General features: G+C 73.4%; 14 protein-coding genes and 1 pseudogene. 9 read left to right on the top strand and 6 right to left on the bottom strand.

What is annotated here, in order from left to right:
* Positions 1-68: 68 nt before the first annotated feature.
* The 3 genes from ABZ354_RS23985 to rhaI all read right to left on the bottom strand — a co-directional run bounded on the left by ABZ354_RS23985 (position 69) and on the right by rhaI (position 4,880).
* The gene (locus tag ABZ354_RS23985) at positions 69-1,472 is read right to left on the bottom strand and encodes a rhamnulokinase family protein (RefSeq protein WP_358659982.1); all 1,404 of its coding nucleotides are present in this window, start codon (positions 1,470-1,472) and stop codon (positions 69-71) included.
* A 56-nt stretch (positions 1,473-1,528) separates the two neighbouring features.
* Positions 1,529-3,568, bottom strand: coding sequence for a bifunctional aldolase/short-chain dehydrogenase (locus tag ABZ354_RS23990; protein WP_358659937.1), 2,040 nt, complete (start codon positions 3,566-3,568; stop codon positions 1,529-1,531).
* Positions 3,569-3,710: 142 nt separating this feature from the next.
* Positions 3,711-4,880: an L-rhamnose isomerase gene (gene rhaI, locus ABZ354_RS23995; protein ID WP_358659939.1), complete on the bottom strand. Its 1,170-nt coding sequence runs from the start codon at positions 4,878-4,880 to the stop codon at positions 3,711-3,713.
* Between the two features lie 270 nt (positions 4,881-5,150).
* Here rhaI and ABZ354_RS24000 point away from each other — a divergent pair, with 270 nt between their 5' ends.
* From ABZ354_RS24000 to ABZ354_RS24030, 7 genes are all read left to right on the top strand, one after another.
* Positions 5,151-6,677, top strand: coding sequence for a sugar ABC transporter ATP-binding protein (locus ABZ354_RS24000; RefSeq protein WP_358659940.1), 1,527 nt, complete (start codon positions 5,151-5,153; stop codon positions 6,675-6,677).
* Positions 6,678-6,828: 151 nt separating this feature from the next.
* Positions 6,829-7,869 carry an ABC transporter permease gene (locus tag ABZ354_RS24005; protein ID WP_358659942.1) on the top strand — a complete coding sequence of 347 codons (1,041 nt, stop codon included), beginning with the start codon at positions 6,829-6,831 and terminating at the stop codon, positions 7,867-7,869.
* Positions 7,862-8,875 (top strand): ABC transporter permease, encoded by a 1,014-nt coding sequence (locus tag ABZ354_RS24010; protein ID WP_358659944.1) that lies wholly within the window; start codon positions 7,862-7,864, stop codon positions 8,873-8,875. The genes ABZ354_RS24005 and ABZ354_RS24010 overlap by 8 nt, the downstream gene beginning before the upstream one ends.
* Before the next feature lie 61 nt (positions 8,876-8,936).
* Positions 8,937-10,031 carry a rhamnose ABC transporter substrate-binding protein gene (gene rhaS / locus ABZ354_RS24015; RefSeq protein ID WP_358659946.1) on the top strand — a complete coding sequence of 365 codons (1,095 nt, stop codon included), beginning with the start codon at positions 8,937-8,939 and terminating at the stop codon, positions 10,029-10,031.
* A gap of 438 nt (positions 10,032-10,469) precedes the next feature.
* The gene (locus ABZ354_RS24020) at positions 10,470-11,495 is read left to right on the top strand and encodes a LacI family DNA-binding transcriptional regulator (RefSeq protein ID WP_358659948.1); all 1,026 of its coding nucleotides are present in this window, start codon (positions 10,470-10,472) and stop codon (positions 11,493-11,495) included.
* Positions 11,496-11,593: 98 nt separating this feature from the next.
* A complete protein-coding gene (locus ABZ354_RS24025; protein ID WP_358659950.1) occupies positions 11,594-12,895 on the top strand; it encodes an alpha/beta fold hydrolase in 1,302 nt (433 codons plus the stop codon).
* 29 nt (positions 12,896-12,924) lie between these two features.
* Positions 12,925-13,671, top strand: a complete 747-nt coding sequence (locus ABZ354_RS24030; RefSeq protein ID WP_358659952.1) for a PIG-L deacetylase family protein — start codon at positions 12,925-12,927, stop codon at positions 13,669-13,671.
* 46 nt (positions 13,672-13,717) lie between these two features.
* On the opposite strand, the gene ABZ354_RS24035 is transcribed toward ABZ354_RS24030, so the two are convergent.
* Positions 13,718-15,238, bottom strand: a complete 1,521-nt coding sequence (locus ABZ354_RS24035; protein WP_358659954.1) for a cytochrome P450 — start codon at positions 15,236-15,238, stop codon at positions 13,718-13,720.
* Between the two features lie 151 nt (positions 15,239-15,389).
* Here ABZ354_RS24035 and ABZ354_RS24040 point away from each other — a divergent pair, with 151 nt between their 5' ends.
* Positions 15,390-15,998, top strand: a complete 609-nt coding sequence (locus ABZ354_RS24040) for a TetR/AcrR family transcriptional regulator (protein WP_358659956.1) — start codon at positions 15,390-15,392, stop codon at positions 15,996-15,998.
* Positions 15,999-16,064: 66 nt separating this feature from the next.
* Positions 16,065-16,212: pseudogene (locus ABZ354_RS24045) on the top strand (DUF2470 domain-containing protein); the annotation flags it as partial.
* Here ABZ354_RS24045 and ABZ354_RS24050 read toward each other — a convergent pair.
* Both ABZ354_RS24050 and ABZ354_RS24055 read right to left on the bottom strand, forming a co-directional pair.
* A complete protein-coding gene (locus tag ABZ354_RS24050; RefSeq protein WP_358659958.1) occupies positions 16,180-17,367 on the bottom strand; it encodes a lactonase family protein in 1,188 nt (395 codons plus the stop codon). The pseudogene ABZ354_RS24045 and the gene ABZ354_RS24050 overlap by 33 nt on opposite strands.
* Positions 17,368-17,470: 103 nt before the next feature.
* Positions 17,471-18,532, bottom strand: coding sequence for a hypothetical protein (locus ABZ354_RS24055; RefSeq protein WP_358659959.1), 1,062 nt, complete (start codon positions 18,530-18,532; stop codon positions 17,471-17,473).
* Between the last annotated feature and the right edge of the window lie 45 nt (positions 18,533-18,577).

Raw genomic sequence — 18,577 nt, forward strand, 5'->3', positions numbered from 1 at the left:
AGTACCGGCCCCGGCGACGAGAGGGCATCTCGGCCAGGAGGGGCCGCCGCGATGCCGGGAGTCTGGCGTCACGTCCCGGTGAGCCGGGCCTGCGCGGCCCGCCAGCGGGCGGTTCCGCCGCGCGGCTCGTACCGCGTGAGCGGCTGCGTCCGGGCGGACAGCTCACGCATCCCGGCCACATCACCGACCTGCCCGCCGGTCCGCGCCTGCACCAGGACGTTGCCCAGCGCGGCGGCCTCCGTCGGGCCCGCCACCACCGGCAGCCCGCAGGCGTCGGCGGTCAGCCGGCACAGCAGGGCGTTGCGCGTGCCGCCGCCCACCACATGCACGACGTCCACCTCCCGGCCGGCGAGCCGCTGCGCGTCCTCGACTGCCCTGCGGTGTGCGAGCGCCAGGGAGTCGAGAATGCACCGGGTGACCTCGGCGGGGGAGTGCGGCACCGGCTGCCCCGACGCGCGGCAGGCCCCGGCGATCCGCTCCGGCATCCGCCCCGGCGCGAGGAACGCCGCGTCGCCCGCGTCCACCACGGACCGCAGCGCCGGCACCCGCGCCGCCGCCCTCAGCAGTTCGCCGAGATCAGGCTCGCCCCAGACCCGTACGCACTCCTGGAGCAGCCACAGGCCCATGATGTTGCGCAGAAAACGGACCGTGCCGTCCAGCCCCAGCTCATTGGTGAAGTTCGCGGCCCGGCTCTCCTCCGTGAGCACCGGCGTGTCCAGCTCCAGACCGGCCAGCGACCAGGTACCCGTGCAGATGTACGCGAACCGCTCGCCCGTGGCCGGTACGGCGGCCACCGCCGACGCCGTGTCGTGCGAACCGACCGTCGTCACCGGCACGGGCCCGGCGAGCCCCGTCTCCTCCAGCACCTCCGGCCGCAGCTCACCGGCCGGATCACCGGGCCGCCGCAGCGGCGCGAACAGGCCGAGGTCGATCCCGAGCCGGTCCGCGACGCCGTACGCCCAGTCACGGGTGCGTGGGTCGATCAGCTGCGTCGTGGAGGCGTTCGTCAGCTCGGTGCCCTGCGTGCCCGTCAGCCAGTACACCAGCAGGTCCGGCATCAGCAACAGGCGCCGCGCGCCCGCGAAGTGCGCGGTGGAGCGGGCGGCCGTCAGCTGGTACAGGGTGTTGAACGGCGCGTACTGCACCCCGGTCGCCGCGTACAGCTCCGCCGCGGGCACGGTCGCCCACACCTGCTCCGCGAGGCCCTCCGTCCGGGCGTCGCGGTAGTGCACCGGGTTGCCGAGCAGCGCCCCGTCCGCGTCGAGCAGGCCGTAGTCCACGGCCCAGCTGTCGACGCCGGCCGAGTCCAGCCGCCCGCCGCACAGCTCCCCGGCCGCCCGCAGTCCGTCGAGCACCCCGGCGTACAGCCCGAGGACGTCCCAGCGCAGACCCTCGGGCAGCCGGACCGGCCGGTTCGGGAAGCGGTGCGCCTCGGTCAGCTCCAGGGTGCCGGGGCCGACGCGGCCGACCATGACGCGCCCGCCGGACGCGCCGAGATCGACCGCGGCGTACGCCCTCACGAGCGCGCTCACCGGAGGAAGGCGGCCGCGACGCCCGCGTCCACCGGCACGTGCAGCCCGGTCGTGTGGCTCAGCTCTCCACCCGTCAGCACGAACACCGCGTTCGCCACGTGTTCCGGCAGTACCTCCCGCTTCAGCAGGGTCCGCTGAGCGTAGAACTCGCCCAGCTTCTCCTCCGGCACCCCGTACACGGCCGCGCGCTGCGCACCCCAGCCGCCCGCGAAGATCCCCGAACCACGCACCACACCGTCCGGGTTGACGCCGTTGACGCGGATGCCGTGCTCGCCCAACTCGGCGGCCAGCAGCCGTACTTGGTGTGCCTGATCGGCCTTGGCCGCGGAGTACGCGATGTTGTCCGGGCCGGCGAACACCGCGTTCTTCGACACGATGTACACGATGTCGCCGCCCCGGCCCTGGGCCGTCATCACGCGGGCCGCCTCGCGCGAGACGAGGAAGGAGCCGCGCGCCATGATGTCGTGCTGGAGGTCCCAGTCCTCCGCGCCGGTCTCCAGCAGCGGCTTGGAGATCGAGACACCGGCGTTGTTCACCACCAGGTCCACCCCGCCGAACGCCAGCACAGCCGCCCGGAACGCGCCGGCGATCTGCTCCTCGCTCGTGACGTCCGCGGTCACGGCGACGGCCCTGTCGCAGCCGCCCAGTTCCGCCGCCACGGCCGCGGCCCTGTCCCCGTCCAGGTCGGCGACGACCACGCACGCGCCCTCCGCCACCAGCCGCCGCGCGACCGCCTTCCCGATGCCGCTGCCCGCGCCGGTCACCAGCGCCACGCGTGTGGCCAGTGCCTTCGGCTTCGGCATCCGCTGGAGCTTGGCCTCCTCCAGCGCCCAGTACTCGATGCGGAACTTCTCCGACTCCTCGATCGGCGCGTAACGGGAGACGGCCTCGGCACCCCGCATCACATGGACCGCGTTGACGTAGAACTCGCCCGCCACCCGCGCCGTCTGTTTGTCCCTGCCGAAGCTGAACATGCCCACGCCCGGGACCAGCACGATCGCCGGGTCGGCGCCGCGCATCGCGGGGGAGTCGGGCCCGGCGTGCCGCGCGTAGTAGGCGGCGTACTCCTCGCGGTAGGCGGCGTGCAGTTCCCTCAGACGGGCCACGGCCTCGTCCAGCGGCGCCGTCGGCGGCAGGTCCAGCACCAGTGGCCGTACCTTCGTCCGCAGGAAGTGGTCCGGGCAGGACGTGCCGAGCGCGGCCAGCCGCGGGTGCTCGGCCCGCGCCACGAAGTCCAGGATCACGCCGGAGTCGGTGAAGTGCCCCACCTGAGGCCGGTCCTGGGAGGCGACGGCCCGGATGTACGGCGCGAGCGCGGCGGCCCGCTCCCGGCGCTCCGCCCCGGGCAGCGGCTCGTACCCCTCGATCACCGGCCCGAACGGCTCGGGCCTGCCGCGCTCGGCGAGGAACCTCTCGGCGGTACGGACGATGTGCAGCGAGTTGCGCTCGCACTCCTCGGAGGTCTCGCCCCAGGCGGTGATGCCGTGCCCGCCCAGAACACATCCGACGGCGCCCGGGTTGGCCTCCTTCACCGCGGCGATGTCCAGCCCCAGCTGGAAACCGGGCCGCCGCCACGGCACCCACACCACCGAGTCGCCGAAGCACTCGGCGGTCAGCTCCTCGCCGTCCGCCGCGCAGGCCAGCGCGATCCCCGAATCGGGGTGCAGGTGGTCGACGTGCGCGGCCTCCACCAGCCCGTGCATGGCGGTGTCGATGGAGGGCGCGGCACCGCCCCTGCCGTGCAGGCAGTAGTCGAACGCGGCGACCATCTCGTCCTCGCGCTCCACGCCCGGGTACACGCCCCTGAGCGCCCGCAGCCGGTCCAGCCGCAGCACGGCCAGCCCCGCCCCGGTCAGCGTGCCGAGATCTCCCCCGGACCCCTTCACCCACATCAGCTCGACGTCACCACCGGTGACGGGATCGACGCCGGTACCCTTCGCGGACGTGTTGCCCCCGGCGTAGTTGGTGTTACGGGGATCGGAACCGAGCCGGTGCGAACGGGCGAGGAGGGCCTCGGCCTCGGGGTGGGGTGACATGGCGTGACGGTTCCTTTCGGACGAGGGGTGAGGGGAAGCGCCCCGACGGCGCGCGGGACTGTCTCGGTGTGCGGCTCCGCCGCTCGTCGCGATCGGCCACGACGGACCCGCGGCCCGCGGGGAAACAGAGCCGGGCGGACGCCTACGCGCCCCACCCCGCCTGCCGGCCCCCGGCCCGCTCGGCGACGATCCGTTCGGCCCACCCGGACCGGCGATACGCCCCCAGGGGGTCGGGGTCCAAGCCCATCTCCCCCCGCACCTGCGCCAACAGCGGCCGCACATCCGTGTTGTACGCGTCCATCAGCACCCCGTTGGCCTCCAGCACATCCCCGGAAGCCTGCGCGGCGGCCAACGCGTCGCGGTCCACGAGCAGCGCCTTCGCCGTCGCCTCCTGCACGTTCATCACCGACCGGATGATCGCCGGGATCTTCGCCTCGATGTTGTGGCACTGGTCGAGCATGAACGCCACGTCCGGCGTGAAGCCGCCGCCGCGGATCACCTCGTACATGATCCGGAACAGCTGGAAGGGATCGGCGGCACCGACCATCAGGTCGTCGTCGGCGTAGAAGCGGGAGTTGAAGTCGAACCCGCCGAGCTTGTTCTCGCGCAGCAGCGTGGCCACGATGAACTCGATGTTCGTACCCGGGGCGTGGTGCCCGGTGTCCACGACGACCTGCGCCTTCGGGCCCAGCTTCAGGCAGTGCGCGTACGCCGTGCCCCAGTCCGGGACGTCGGTCGCGTAGAACGCCGGCTCGAAGAACTTGTACTCCAGCAGCATCCGCTGCCCGTCGCCGAGCCGTTCGTAGACCTCGGTGAGGGCCTCGGCCAGCCGGTCCTGACGGGCGCGGAGGTCGTCCTGGCCGGGATAGTTCGTGCCGTCCGCGAACCACAGCTTGAGGTCCTTCGAGCCGGTCGCGTCCATGATGTCGACGCACTCCAGCAGATGACCGACGGCCTTGCGGCGCACCGCGGCGTCCGGGTGGCAGATGCTGCCCAGCCTGTAGTCGTCGTCCTGGAAGGTGTTGGAGTTGATCGTGCCCAGCCGCAGGCCGCGCTCCCCGGCGTACGCGGCGAGCGCCGCGTAGTCCTCGACCTCGTCCCACGGGATGTGGAGGGCGACCGTCGGGGCGACGCCGGTGAACTCGTGGACCTTCGCGGCGTCCGCCAGCTTCTCGAACGGGTCGCGGGGGACGCCCTGCTGGGCGAACACCTTGAAGCGGGTCCCCGAGTTCCCGTACGCCCACGACGGCGTCTCCACTGCCTGGGACGTGAGGGCGGCCTTCACGGCCGTCACCGCGCTGAGCTCGGTCACTGTGGGGCTCCTGTGACGTCGGGTCCTGACGACCAACGTGAAACGATTCAGAACCGGAAAGTACGATCCGCTCCCCGAGGTGTCAAGCTGTGGGGACGAGGTCACTGCCCCAGCCGCTATCACACCGTTGGGCGTTGCATGACCCGCCGGACGTTTTTCGACCAGGGCCATTGACGCGGTGCGGCCCGGCTGCCTAACGTCCCGGCCATCGAGTTGAAACCTTTCACGACGTCGGGACGGCCCTCCGGACGGCGTTGTCGAGGAGCCCCCATGACCCACCCGTCCGACACGGGTCCGGCCCCGGCCCCGGCCCCGGCCCTGGCGCTCAGGGACGTCTCCAAGTCCTTCGGCGCGGTCCGCGCCCTGCGGAACGTCTCCCTGGAGCTGCTCCCCGGCGAGGTGCACGCCCTGGCGGGCGAGAACGGCGCCGGAAAATCCACCCTCATCAAGACCCTCGCCGGGGTGCACCGGCCGGACGCGGGCCAGGTGCTGCTCGACGGCGCACCGGTCGTCTTCCACGGCCCCGGCGACGCGCGCGACGCCGGTGTCGCCGTCATCCACCAGGAGCCGACGCTCTTCCCCGACCTGTCGATCGCCGAGAACATCTTCATGGGCCGGCAGCCCCGGCGGACCCTGGGGCGCATCGACCACCGGGCCACCCACCGTGCCACCCTCGCCCTGACGGAGCGGCTCGGCGTCGAACTCGACCCGGGCCGCCCCGCGCGCGGCCTGTCCATCGCCGACCAGCAGATCGTGGAGATCGCCAAGGCCCTGTCCTTCGACGCGCGCGTCCTGATCATGGACGAGCCGACCGCCGCCCTCACCGGCAGTGAGGTCGCCCGCCTCTTCGGCGTCGTCCGCACCCTGCGCGACCAGGGCGCCGCGGTGCTGTTCGTCTCGCACCGCATCGAGGAGATCTTCCGGATCTGCGGGCGGGTCACCACCCTGCGGGACGGCGCCCGGATCGCCGGCGAACCGCTCGACGGCATGACCGAGGACGACCTGGTACGCCGCATGGTCGGCCGCGACCTCGCCGAGCTGTACCCCGAGCGGGCGGTCACTCCGGGCGGGGTCGCCCTCAGCGTCCGGCGGCTGACCCGGGAGGGCGTGTTCACCGACGTCTCCTTCGACGTGCGGCGCGGTGAGATCGTCGGCCTCGCCGGACTCGTCGGCGCCGGTCGCACCGAGGTGGCCCGTGCCGTGTTCGGGATCGACCGCCACGACGCCGGCGAGGTCACCGTGGACGGCAGGACCCTCGTGGGCGGCGCCCCCTCCCAGGCGATGGCCGCCGGGCTGGCCCTCGTTCCCGAGGACCGGCGCGCCCAGGGCCTGGTGATGGGCATGTCCGTCGAGCGCAACATCGGGCTCACCGGACTGCGGACGACCGCGCGGGCCGGGCTGATGGACCGCGGCGCCGAGCGCGACCGCTCCCTGGACTGGGCCGTGAGACTGCACGTCAAGTACGCCCGGATCGCGGACGCCGTCTCCACGCTGTCCGGCGGCAACCAGCAGAAGGTCGTCCTCGCGAAATGGCTGGCGACCCGCCCCAAGGTACTGATCGTGGACGAGCCCACCCGCGGCATCGACGTCGGCACCAAGGCCGAGGTGCACCGGCTGCTGAGCGAGCTGGCCGCCGACGGCGTGGCCGTCCTGATGATCTCCTCCGACCTGCCCGAGGTCCTCGGCATGGCGGACCGGGTGCTGGTGATGCACGAGGGGCGGCTCACCGCCGAGATCCCGCGCGCCGAGGCCACCGAGGAGACGGTGATGGCCGCCGCCACCGGGAGGGCCGCATGACAGGCCGTACGACCCCCGGGCCGGCTCCGGGAGGGGTCCGCCGGGTGACCGGCCGCAGGGCCGCGAAGCCCCCGGGGGCCGCCGCGTGACCCGCGCAGCGCCGCGCCGACCGTACGAACGTGAACACGAGACCCCTTCGGAGGGCCGCAGCATGATGGTGACCGCCCCCGGCAAAGCCCCGGTCGGCGAGGTGCCCCGGTCCAGCGGCACGCGGCTGGTCGACCGGGTCTTCAGGATGCGTGAACTCGCCATCGCGACCGTGTTCCTGGTGATGATCGCCGTCACTCAGGCCCGCAACAGCGCGTTCCTGTCCGAGCAGGGCGTCAAGGACCTGCTGCTGAACGCGACGATCCTGGTCCTGGTCGCCACCGGTCAGTCCCTGGTCGTCATCACCCGCAACGTCGACCTGTCCGTCGGCTCCACCCTCGGCATCAGCGCCTTCGCCGCCGGTGTCCACCTCCAGGGCGGCGGCAACCCCGTCGTGGCCGTGCTGCTCGCCGTACTGACGGGCGTCGGCTCCGGGCTGCTCAACGGCCTGCTGGTCAGCGTCGGCCAGGTGCCCGCGCTCGTGGTCACCCTCGGCACGCTCTACATCATCCGCGGCATCGACTCCCTCTGGGTCGGCGCACGTCAGATCACCGCGGCCGACCTGCCCGGCGGCTTCGTCGACTTCGGCTCCGACGGCATCTCGGCCGTGCCCTGGCCGGCCCTCATCGCCCTGGCCGTGCTGGTGGCGACCGCGTACCACCTCAAGCACTACGGCAGCGGACGCGAGCTGTACGCGCTCGGCTCCCACCCCGAGGCCGCCCGGCTCGCCGGCATCCCCGTCCGCAGACGGATCCTCGCCGCGTACACCTTCTGCGGCGCGCTCGCCGGGCTCGCGGGCGCCCTGTACCTGGCCCGGTTCGGCAACGTCGACTCCGGCACCGGCACCGGCTACGAACTCACCGTCGTCAGCGCGGTCGTGGTCGGCGGCGTCGTCTTCACCGGCGGCTCCGGCAGCGTCTACGGCGCCGCGCTCGGCGCGCTGCTGCTGACCTCCGTCAACAGTGTGCTGCCCGCACTCGGCGTCAGCTCCGTGTGGGTGCTCGCGATCAATGGCATTCTGCTCCTCCTCGCCATCTCGGCCGACCGGATCGTCGCGGTGCGCGTGGCCGCCGCCCTGAAGAAGAGGAACGCCCGCCATGGCTGACTCCGCACTCGCGCGTGCCGTCCGCTGGGACACGGTCGTCGGCTCCCTGCTCGTCGTGGTCCTGCTGTCCTCCTTCGGTTTCGTCGACGGCTTCGGCAACGCGCTCAACCTGTCGTTCCTGATCGGCAACACCCTGCCGATCGCGCTGATCGCCCTGCCCATGACGATGCTCGTGGTGGCCGGGGAGATCGACCTGTCGGTGGCGTCGACGGCCGGCCTGTCGGGCGCCGTGATGGGCGCCCTGTGGAACCAGGGCATGGCCATCGAGACGATCATCCCGCTCTGCCTGCTGCTCGGTGTGGTGTGCGGCCTGGTCAACGGGCTGCTGGTGACCCGGCTCGGGCTGCCGTCCCTCGCGGTCACCATCGGCACCCTGGCCGCCTACCGGGGCGTCGCGCAGATCGTGCTCGGCTCCGACGCGGTGACCGACTTCCCCGCCCCGTACCTGGACTTCGCGGCAGGACGCCTCGGCGACACCTTCGTTCCGTACGCCTTCCTGCCCTTCCTCGTCCTGCTCGCCGTCGCCGTCGTGACGCTGCACGCCACGCCGTTCGGGCGGTCGCTGTTCGCGATCGGCGCGAACGTGGAGGCGGCGCGGTTCGCCGGCATCCGTGTCAGGCGGCAGAAGCTGCTCCTGTTCACCCTGACCGGTCTGACGGCCTCCCTCACCGGTGTCCTGTGGGCGCTGCACTACGCCAGCGCCCGCTACGACAACGCCACCGGCCTCGAACTGTCCGTCGTGGCCGCGGTGTTGCTGGGCGGCATCGACTTCGACGGGGGCAGGGGTACGCTCGGCGGCGCGATCGCGGGGGTGTTCCTGCTGGGCGCCCTGCAGAACGTGATGAGCCTCGAGGACGTCTCCGCGCAGTCGCAGATCGTCGTCACGGGCGTGCTCCTCGTCCTGTCGGTGCTCGGTCCGCGCGTCGCCCGCCAGGTCGCGGTGGCGCGGGCCGGACGCGGAGCCGCCCCGGCACCACCGGCCGAGCGGCCCGCCCCGGCGCCGTAGCCGCAAGCCGCCCTCCCCGCCCGTCTCCGCCCCCGCTCTCCTCCTCGTAAAGGACGCCGTGATGCGCAAGTCATCCCTCCGCCGGACCCCCCGCCGGACCGGCGCGGCCCTCGCCGCCGTCACCGCCCTCGCCCTCGCCGCGACCGCCTGTTCCGGCACCACCAAGGACGACGTGGACAACGAGAGCGCCGCGAACGCGCCGGGCGGCAAGGCCGACCCCGACACCGCGCTGAAGAAGGACCTGACCGTCGGCTTCCTGCCCAAGCAGGTCAACAACCCGTACTTCACCACCGCCGACAAGGGAGGCGAGAAAGCCCTGAGAGAACTCGGCTCCCGCTTCAAGGAGGTCGGCCCGTCCAGCGGCACCGACACCTCCGGCCAGGTGTCCTACGTCAACACGCTCACCCAGCAGCAGGTCGACGCGATGGCCGTCTCCGCGCAGGACCCCGGCGCCCTGTGCACCGCCCTCAAGCAGGCCATGAGCAACGACATCAAGGTCGTCACCTACGACTCCGACACCCGGCCGGAGTGCCGCAACGCCTTCGTGTCGCAGGCGTCGTCGGAGGACCTGGGCCGCACCCAGGTACGACTGCTCGCCGAACAGATCGGCTACAGGGGCGAGATCGCGATCCTGTCCGCCGCGCAGACCGCGACGAACCAGAACGCCTGGATAGGCTTCATGAAGGACGAACTGAAGGACCCCAAGTACCAGGACGTCGAGCTCGTCAAGGTCGCCTACGGCGACGACGACGCCCAGAAGTCCTTCCAGCAGACCCAGGGCCTGCTCCAGGAACACCCGAAGCTGAAGGGGATCATCTCCCCGACCACCGTCGGCATCAAGGCCGCAGCCCAGTACCTGTCGGGCTCCAAGTACCGGGGCAGGGTCCGGCTGACCGGCCTCGGCACCCCCAACGACATGCGCAAGTACGTCAAGAACGGCACCGTCGAGGCGTTCGAACTGTGGGACCCGGCCAAGCTCGGCGAACTGGCCGCGCGCACCGCCGTCGCCCTGGTCTCCGGGCAGATCACCGGCAAGAAGGGCGAGACCTTCACGGCCGGGCCGATGGGCGAGTACACGATCGGCAGCGGCGGCGTGATCAGCCTCGGCAGGCCCACCGTGTTCGACGCGAAGAACATCGACAGGTTCACCTTCTAGGAACGGGTCCCCGTCCAGGCGGAGGAAGGCGGCGGTACCGGTGCGGCGCGTCTGCTTCCCGCCCGGGGTCCGCGCGGCCGGACCGTCCGGAAACGCGCGGACACGGCCGCGCAGCACGGTGAACGGCACGCCGGTGAGTGCTCGCGCGCGCGTGTCGCCGAGGACGGCGACGGTACGCCGCAGAGTTCCCGCGTGCCTGGCCGCCGAGGACCGTGACCGGCACGCCGCCGTGGGGCCGAGGACGCGCGCCGCGCTCCGAGGGGTCCCCGGGTGCCGCACGCGGCGTACCGGGCGCGGGCCCGGCACCACCGCCCCGCCGCTGCACGCAGTGGCTTTCCGGCCGCCCGGCCACGTCTTCAGCAGGCGGCATGACGATACTGTGAAGGCCGTCCGGCCGCCCGCCCGCTCCCCGCTGCTCACCCTGGAGGTCCTCGCCCGATGGCCCAGTCCGTGGGTATCAAGGACGTCGCCCGCGCCGCCGGAGTCTCCGTGGGCACGGTCTCCAACGTCATCAACCGCCCGGACACCGTCGCCACCGGGACCCGGGCCCGCGTCCTGTCCGCGATCGACCGGCTGGGCTACGTCCGCAGCGAGTCCGCCCGCCAGCTGCGCGCGGGCCGGAGCCGCATCATGGGCCTGCTCGTCCTCGACATGGGCAACCCGTTCTTCGTGGACGTGGCGCGCGGCGCCGAGCGGGCCGCCCGCGAGGCCGGGCTCGGCGTGATGGTCTGCAACAGCGCCCAGAACGCCGACGAGGAGGCCGAGTACCTGTCGCACTTCGCGGAGCAGCGGGTCCGCGGCGTCCTGCTCACCCCGGCCGACGCCACCGGCCACAACATCGCCGCGTTCCGCCGGCACGGCATCCCCTTCGTCCTCGTGGACCGGGTCGCCGAGGGCACCACCGGGTGCTCCGTCTCCGTCGACGACGTGGCGGGCGGCGCGCTGGCCGTGCGCCACCTGGTGGACGCCCGGCACCGCTCCCTCGCCTACGTCAGTGGCCCGCCCGGCCTCCACCAGGTGCGCGACCGCCGCATCGGCGCCCTGAACGCGCTCGCCGAGGCCGGACTCGGACCCGACGCGCTGCGCGAACTGCCCACCGAACGCCTCGACGTCGCCGCGGGCCGGGACGCCGGCGCGCGCCTCCTCGGCCTGGCCGACCGGCCCACCGCCGTTTTCTGCGCCAACGACCTGCTCGCCCTCGGGGTCCTGCAGGCCATGTACGCGGCCGGTGTCGGCGTCCCCGACGACCTGGCCATCGTCGGCTACGACGACATCGAGTTCGCCGCCGCCGCGGCCGTCCCGCTCACCTCCGTACGCCAGCCGGCCGTCACCATGGGCGCCATGGCCGCCGAACTGCTGCTGGAGGAGACCGAGTCGGAGGACGCGTCCACCCCCCACGAGCACCGCCGGGTGGTGCTCCAGCCGGAGCTGGTGGTACGCCGCTCCAGCCTGTCCGCCCGCTGACGACCCGGCAGATTTCCCCGGCACCCGGGAGTGCTGCCGCAAGGTCATGTGCTGAACTGGGGCACTGACCGAAAATCCGTCTGCCCCGGGAGCCCTCGTTGACCGACAGCTACCGCCAGCCCGGAGTCGTCCTCACCGACCGCCGGTTCACCGTGCCCCTCGACCACGACGCCCCGGCCGGGGAGACGATCGAGCTGTACGCCCGCGAGGTCGTCGCGCGCGACAGGGCCGGCCGGGACCTGCCGTGGCTCGTGTACCTCCAGGGCGGCCCGGGCTTCGGAGCGAACCGCTTCATCGGCAAGCAGGCCTGGCTCGCCCGCGCCCTCGACGACCACCGCGTCCTCCTCCTCGACCAGCGCGGCACCGGCCACTCCACCCCCGCGGGCCGCCAGACCCTCCCGCTGCGCGGCGGCCCCGCCGACCAGGCCGACTACCTCACGCACTTCCGCGCCGACTCCATCGTCCGGGACTGCGAGCTGATCCGCCGCGAGCTGACCGGCGGCGCCCCCTGGACCGTCCTCGGCCAGAGCTTCGGCGGCTTCTGCACCGTGACCTACCTGTCGCTCGCCCCCGAGGGCCTGAGCACCGCCCTGATCACCGGCGGTCTGCCCTCCCTGACGGCACACGCCGACGACGTCTACCGGGCGGCGTACCCGCGCATCGAACGCAAGGCCGTCGCGCACTACGCCCGCTACCCCCGCGACGTCGAACGCGCCCGGCGCATCGCCGACCACCTGCTCACCCACGACGTCACCCTGCCCGGGGGGTACCGCCTCACCGTCGAGGCCTTCCAGTCGCTCGGCATCCTCCTCGGCACCGGCGACGGCACCCACCGCCTGCACCACCTCCTGCAGGACGCCTTCGTCCGCACCCCCTCCGGAGCGGCCCTCTCCGACGCCTTCCTCGAACAGGTCCAGGCCCAGCTGTCGTACGCGAGCCACCCCCTGTACGCGCTCGTCCACGAGTCGATCTACGCCCAGGACGCGCGGCCCACCGCCTGGGCGGCCGAACGGGTGCGTGCCGCATTCCCGAGGTTCGACGCCGCCAAGGCCCTCGCGGGCGACGAGCCGGTGCTCTTCACGGGCGAAACGATCCACCCCTGGATGTTCGACTGCGACCCGGCACTGCGCCCGCTGCGCGAGACCGCCGAACTGCTCGCCGCCCGCACCGACTGGCGGCCCCTGTACGACCCGGCCCGCCTCGCCGCCAACGAGGTACCGGTCGCGGCCGCCGTCTACCACGACGACATGTACGTCGACACCGCGCACTCCCTCACCACCGCCCGTGCCATCCGCGGGCTGCGCACCTGGGTCACCGACGAGTTCGAACACGACGGCGTACGCGTCGGAGGCCCGCGCGTCCTCGGCCGGCTCCTCGACCTGGCCCACGACGAGGTGTGACCGGGCGCCCGCCGTCCTACTCTTCGGACATGACCGAACCCGCCCCCACCGAGCTCCGGCCGATGCCCGACGACTGGCGGCGGGCCCTGGCCCTCGTGGCGCACCCGGACGACCTCGAGTACGGCTGCGCCGCGGCCGTCGCCGCCTGGACGGACGGCGGCCGGGACGTCACATACGTCCTCGCGACCCGCGGCGAGGCGGGGATCGACACGCTGGAGCCGGCGCGGTGTGCCGCGCTGCGGGAGCGGGAGCAGCGGGCGAGCGCCGCCGTCGTCGGCGTGTCCCGGGTGGAGTTCCTCGACTACCCGGACGGCGTGATCGAGTACGGCGTCGGGCTGCGCCGGGACCTCGCCGCCGCGATCCGCAGGCACCGGCCCGAACTGGTGATCACCCTCAACCACCGGGACACCTGGGGCGGTGTCGCCTGGAACACCCCGGACCACGTGGCGCTGGGCCGGGCCGTACTGGACGCCGCCGGCGACGCCGGGAACCGCTGGATCTTCCCCGAACTGGCCGGGCAGGGCCTCGAACCCTGGGACGGCGTCCGCTGGGTCGCCGTCGCGGGTTCCTCCTCGCCCACCCACGCCGTGGACGCCACGCCCGGGATGGAGCGTGCGGTGCGCTCGCTGCTCGAACACCGCACCTACATCGAGGCGCTGACGGACGAGGACCCCGAGACGTACGCCAGGGGCCTGCTGACGTCGTTCGCGCAGCAGTCGGGCCGGCGGTTCGGCGGCGGGGCGGCCGTGTCCTTCGAACTGTTCGCACGGCAGTGACGACGGGAGCCACGGCCGCGGCCGGCCGTCCCCGACGGCGCGGCGCTCACCGATGCGTTCCGGTGCCCCGCGCGTCCTCCCACGAGGTGTCCGGCGAGGTGCCCGGCGCGTCGCCGGGCGCGCGGGCCGGGGTGCGGCGTTGCGGGTGCAGCCGCAGGCCCTCCGGTATCAGCGTGAGACGTTCGGTGACCCGCAGCCGGTAGTCCGGGTCGGCGCGCAGGTCGTAGCGGCGCAGCAGCAGCCCGAGCACCAGGGTTGCCTCGTGCAGCGCGAACTGCCGTCCGATGCAGGCCCGCGCGCCCGTCCCGAACGGTTTGAAGGCGTGCGGCAGCCGGGAGCGTACCGCTCTGGCGTCGAAGCGGTCCGGGTCGAACTCCTCGGCGTCCGCGCCCCACACCGCGGGGTCGCGGTGCAGCATGGGCACCAGGATCAGCGTCCACGCGCCGCGCCGCATCGGATGCTCGCCCGCCAGCACCGTGTCCTCGCGTGCCTCCCGGGCGAAGGCGGGCGCGGTCGGCCACAGCCGCAGGGACTCGTCCAGCACCCGGCGCACGTACCGCAGCTTGGCGACCTGCTCGTAGCCCGGATGCGGGCTGTCGCCCCAGACACGGTCCACCTCGGCGCGGGCGCGCGCGGCGGCGTCGGGGTGCCGGGAGAGGTAGTGCAGCGCGAAGGAGAGCGCGCCGGAGGTGGTCTCGTGGCCCGCGACGAGGAAGGTGATGACCTGCCGGCGCACGTTCTGCGCCGAGAGCCGCTCGCCGGTCACGGGGTGGGCGGTGGCGAGCATCCGGTCGAGCAGGTCCCCGCCCCCGTCCCCGCCGCCGCGGCGCTCGCGGACCAGCTCGTCGACCGTGCGGTTGAGGTGGGCGATGTCGGCGGCGTTGCGGCGGCCGGCCCCGCGCAGCAGCAGTCGGGCCAGTGGCGAGGGCACGGTGTTGCGGCGCTGCGCGTGGGCGAGCGTGCCCACCATGGCGGTGACGAAGGGGTGCGGCCGGTCCCGCTCGAAGGAGCCGAAGTCGTGCCCGAAGCCGGTGCGGGCGATGGTCTCCAGGGTCAGCTTCGTCATGTCGCCGGGCACGTCCACGGAGCCGCCCGCCGCCGCTGCCCGGTCCCAGTGGTCCGTGAGCCGCCCGGCGACCGACAGCATCATCGGGTGGTAGCCGGCCATGGCCTCCCGGCTGAACGCCGGGGCCAGGATGTCGTGTGCGAGCTGCCAGTTGGGCTCGTGGTTGTACGCCGTGAACAGGCCGTCCCCGGCGACCGGCCGCAGGTTGGCGATGCCCAGCCCGACGTGTTTGGCGAACCGCGACTCGTCCGCCAGGTCGGCGACGAGGCCGGCTCCCCAGACGAACACGAACTCGTTGCCGAAGGCGTTGCGCCGGAAGATCGGTCCCAGTTCCCGCGCGATCCGCAGGGAGTCCTGCAGCGGAGTGCGCCGGTTCACGCCCAGCACGTCGCCGAGCAGCGGGACCCGGCGCGGCGGGTGCGGTATGCGGTGCAGCTCGGGCCAGCCCTGCCCGGCGTCCCGGAAACCCTTCGGCAGTCCGGCCCCGGTCGTCTGCGCCATGTCGAGATCTCCCTTGGTCCGGCGGCACGGTGAGGTCCCGCACACGTGCTGTCGTACGGACGTTTGGTGTCCACACACGTGTTGTACGTGGATTCAATAACGGGTTTCAGTCTCGACCGGTCCGTGAAGCCCCGTCAAGTAAAGTGCGGGGATGGCCGCGAACCAGGGCGAGCGCACGCGCCGCCGGCTGAGCACCGGGGAGCGCAGGGAGCAGCTGCTGTCCGTCGGGGCGCGGCTGTTCTCGGAGAACCCCTACGACGAGGTCTGGATCGAGCAGGTCGCCGAGATCGCCGGTGTGTCGCGGGGGCTGCTGTACCACTACTTCCCGACGAAACGGGACTTCTTCGCGGCGGTCGTGGAACGGGAGAGCGAGCGCATGCTGCGGCTGACCGCCGCCGTGCCGGGCATCCCGGTGCGCGAGCAGCTCACGGCCGGACTCGACACGTACCTCGAGTACGTCGAGGCCCACGCGCACGGCTACCGCGCCTTCCACCGCGCCGACGCGGCGGGCGACCAGTCGGTGCGCCGGGTCTACCGGCGGGCGCTGGCCGCCCAGGAGCGGCAGATCCTCGCGGCGCTGGCCGCCGACCCGGAGTTCGGGCCCGTGTACGGGGAGCAGCCCGGTGTACGGCTCGCGGTGCGCGGCTGGCTGGCGTTCACCACGGCGGTCTGCCTGGAGTGGCTGCGCGACCCCGAGCTGACGCGGCGCCAGGTGCGCGATCTGTGCGCCCGCGCCCTGCTGGGCGTCGTCTCCGTCTGACGCTCGACCGGCGACCGGCGCCGCCCCGTGCGGGGACGGCGGTGCCGACCGCCGCCGAACGGGCCCGCGCGGGGCGGCGTACGACTGCCCGTCCACCGGCCGGCGGACGACGTCGCGCGGCTCGTGGCGACGTCGGGACCTGATGCTGTCGCGGGCGAGCCCCGCGGCCTGCCCGCGCGGCCTACAGCGGCAGCGCGCAGACGGCGACGGGTGACGCGAACGGCGTGCCCGCGAGCTCCAGTCGCCCGCTGTCCGCGTCCACGTGGAACACGCTGACCGTGCCGGACCTCTGGTTCGCCGCGAACAGCAGGTTCCCGCCGGGGGAGAGGGCGAGCTGCCGGGGGAAGTCGCCCCCGACGGGCACCGTGTCCAGCAGCCGCAGCCGGGCGCCGCCCTGCTCGACGGCGTAGCGCGTGAGGCTGTTGTGCCCGCGGTTGGCGAGATAGGCGTACGCCCCGTCGAGGGTGACGACGATCTGCGCCGGGTAGCTGGTGCCGGACCCGGTTCCCGTGGACTGCGGGGCGCCGACCGTCAGCCGGCCGGTGTCCGGGTCGTACCCGCACACCGTGACCGTGTTGTCGAGTTCGTTGGCCAGGTAGGCGTGCCGCCCGTCCGGATGGAAGGTGAGGTGACGCGGACCCGCGCCCGGCCGGGTGCCCGCCCGGGAGACCTCGCCGAGCGTGCCCTCCTCCGCGTCGAGCCGGTAGGTGTACACGGTGTCGGTGCCCAGGTCCACGGCGAGGACGTGGCCGCCGTCGGGGCTGGTCACGATCTGGTGGGCGTGCGGGCCCCGCTGCCCGGGGCCCGGCGCCGGACTGGAGTGCGTCACCAGGTCGGTGCGCTCCCCGAGCGCCCCCGCCGCGTCGACCGGGTGCACGGCCACGCTGCCCGAACCGTAGTTGGCGCTGAACAGCCAGCGTCCGCCCGGGTGCACCGACAGATGGCACGGCGACGATCCGCCGGTGCCGCGGCTGCCCAGGACCGTGCGGTCGGACAGCCGCACGGCGGTCACGGCGCCGTCCGCGCGCTCGTTCACCGCGTACAGCGTCCGGCCGTCGGGGTGTACCGCGAGGTACGACGGATCACCGATCCCGGACAGTGTCCCGGTGCCGGTGATCCGTCCCGTCACGGTGTCGTACGTGGCGAGCCCGACGCCCGTGCCGCCGCCGTCGACCGACGTGTACGTGCCGAGGTGGAGCGGGCCGGAACCCTTGCGCCCGCGTGCCCCGGCCGGGGTCTTCGCGCGGGCCCGGGTGGCGGGCGGCCCGCTCGGCGGCGAGCTGTCGGAGCAGCCCGGGAGGGCCACCGCGGCGGCCGATCCCGTGAGCGTGCCGACGAACCGGCGCCTGCTCCAGTCACCACTGCTCATGTCCGCACCTCAGGTCGTCGAGTCGCCGTCCCGGCCGTGACCGTCACCCTGTCGCGGATCGTCCGCCGGGTGCAATCCCCCTTTGAGCCGCCCTTCCGGCCCGCTACCAGGTGCCGTCCTCGACCGGCGCGCCCGGCGCGTCCTTGAGGGGCTGCACCTGCTGCGGCACCGTCGGCTCCCACGGCTCGTGATCGTCCCCGAGCCAGTCACCGACCGGCTTCACGCCCTGCAGGGTGCCCGTCGGGGCGAGATCCTCGGCGTCCTCGTCGTAGTAGTCGTACCAGGGCAGCCCCGCGCGCGTGTACGCGGCGCGGTCCACCGGCGACGGCGGCGGGGCCTCGCCGGTGATACGGCGCCACTCGGGCGGCGTCACCAGGTGCACGAACACCCGGCCGGCGGGCTGTTCGGCCCAGTCGCCCCGCTTGCGGTCGTCCTTGTAGACCTCCTGCCGCATCGATCCGCCGACGCCGAGGCCCATCGCCGCGCCGGCGCGCCGTGGCGCGGCAGGGGCCGCGGGTGCCGCCCCGAACGCGGGGGCCCCTCCGAACGCGGGGGCCGCCCCGTACGCGGCGCCCGGCGCGGACGGAGGCGGCATCGCGCGCGCCCGCTCGGCACGGCGCTGCGCCTCCTCCGCACGCCACGCGGCGAGCTCCCGGTCGTTCAGCGGGAACGTCTGCAGCTGCACGCCACCCCACGTCTCCTCGCCGGTGACCTGACCCTCGACGGTCGCCCCGAGGCCCAGCGGCACCGCCACGAACTGGCGGACCGTGCCCTTCCCCGACTTGATGCCGTCCAGCCAGGGCTGACGCGGCAGCACCACGTAGTTCTGCGTCCGGCGCGTCAGGCGGTCGCTCCACGGGCGGCCCGAGATCGCGCACACCTTGCCGACGCCGACCTGGAGCGCGGCCGGCTCCGTGGTGCCGGCGAAGCTCAGCCACATCGCCTCACGCAGGTACACCGGCAGCATCACCCCGCCACGCGCCAGCCACTCCTGGGGCACGGTGCCGGGGTAGTCGGTGACGCGGCGGACCGGGAACTCGCCCAGGCCCGGCGGCAGCGGATGCGTACCGGTCTCCGGCAGGCGCAGCGTCCGGATGAACCGGACCGCCACCCCTCCCGGCAGCCGCAGTGTGTTGCCGTCGATGCGCACCGTGCCGTCGGTCATCCGAACGCCCCCTCCTTCGCCGGCCCGTCCGCGCCGACGTCTCCT

Source organism: Streptomyces sp. NPDC005925 (genome assembly GCF_040638805.1).
Lineage (GTDB): Bacteria > Actinomycetota > Actinomycetes > Streptomycetales > Streptomycetaceae > Streptomyces.

Excerpts from the sequence above, each read along its gene's own strand:
- ABZ354_RS23985 (WP_358659982.1), bottom strand. The coding sequence starts at position 1,472 with ATGGTCGGCCGCGTCGGCCCCGGCACCCTGGAGCTGACCGAGGCGCAC.
- ABZ354_RS23990 (WP_358659937.1), bottom strand. The coding sequence starts at position 3,568 with ATGTCACCCCACCCCGAGGCCGAGGCCCTCCTCGCCCGTTCGCACCGG.
- ABZ354_RS24000 (WP_358659940.1), top strand. The coding sequence starts at position 5,151 with ATGACCCACCCGTCCGACACGGGTCCGGCCCCGGCCCCGGCCCCGGCC.
- ABZ354_RS24005 (WP_358659942.1), top strand. The coding sequence starts at position 6,829 with ATGATGGTGACCGCCCCCGGCAAAGCCCCGGTCGGCGAGGTGCCCCGG.
- ABZ354_RS24010 (WP_358659944.1), top strand. The coding sequence starts at position 7,862 with ATGGCTGACTCCGCACTCGCGCGTGCCGTCCGCTGGGACACGGTCGTC.
- rhaS (WP_358659946.1), top strand. The coding sequence starts at position 8,937 with ATGCGCAAGTCATCCCTCCGCCGGACCCCCCGCCGGACCGGCGCGGCC.
- ABZ354_RS24020 (WP_358659948.1), top strand. The coding sequence starts at position 10,470 with ATGGCCCAGTCCGTGGGTATCAAGGACGTCGCCCGCGCCGCCGGAGTC.
- ABZ354_RS24030 (WP_358659952.1), top strand. The coding sequence starts at position 12,925 with ATGACCGAACCCGCCCCCACCGAGCTCCGGCCGATGCCCGACGACTGG.
- ABZ354_RS24035 (WP_358659954.1), bottom strand. The coding sequence starts at position 15,238 with ATGGCGCAGACGACCGGGGCCGGACTGCCGAAGGGTTTCCGGGACGCC.
- ABZ354_RS24040 (WP_358659956.1), top strand. The coding sequence starts at position 15,390 with ATGGCCGCGAACCAGGGCGAGCGCACGCGCCGCCGGCTGAGCACCGGG.
- ABZ354_RS24050 (WP_358659958.1), bottom strand. The coding sequence starts at position 17,367 with ATGAGCAGTGGTGACTGGAGCAGGCGCCGGTTCGTCGGCACGCTCACG.
- ABZ354_RS24055 (WP_358659959.1), bottom strand. The coding sequence starts at position 18,532 with ATGACCGACGGCACGGTGCGCATCGACGGCAACACACTGCGGCTGCCG.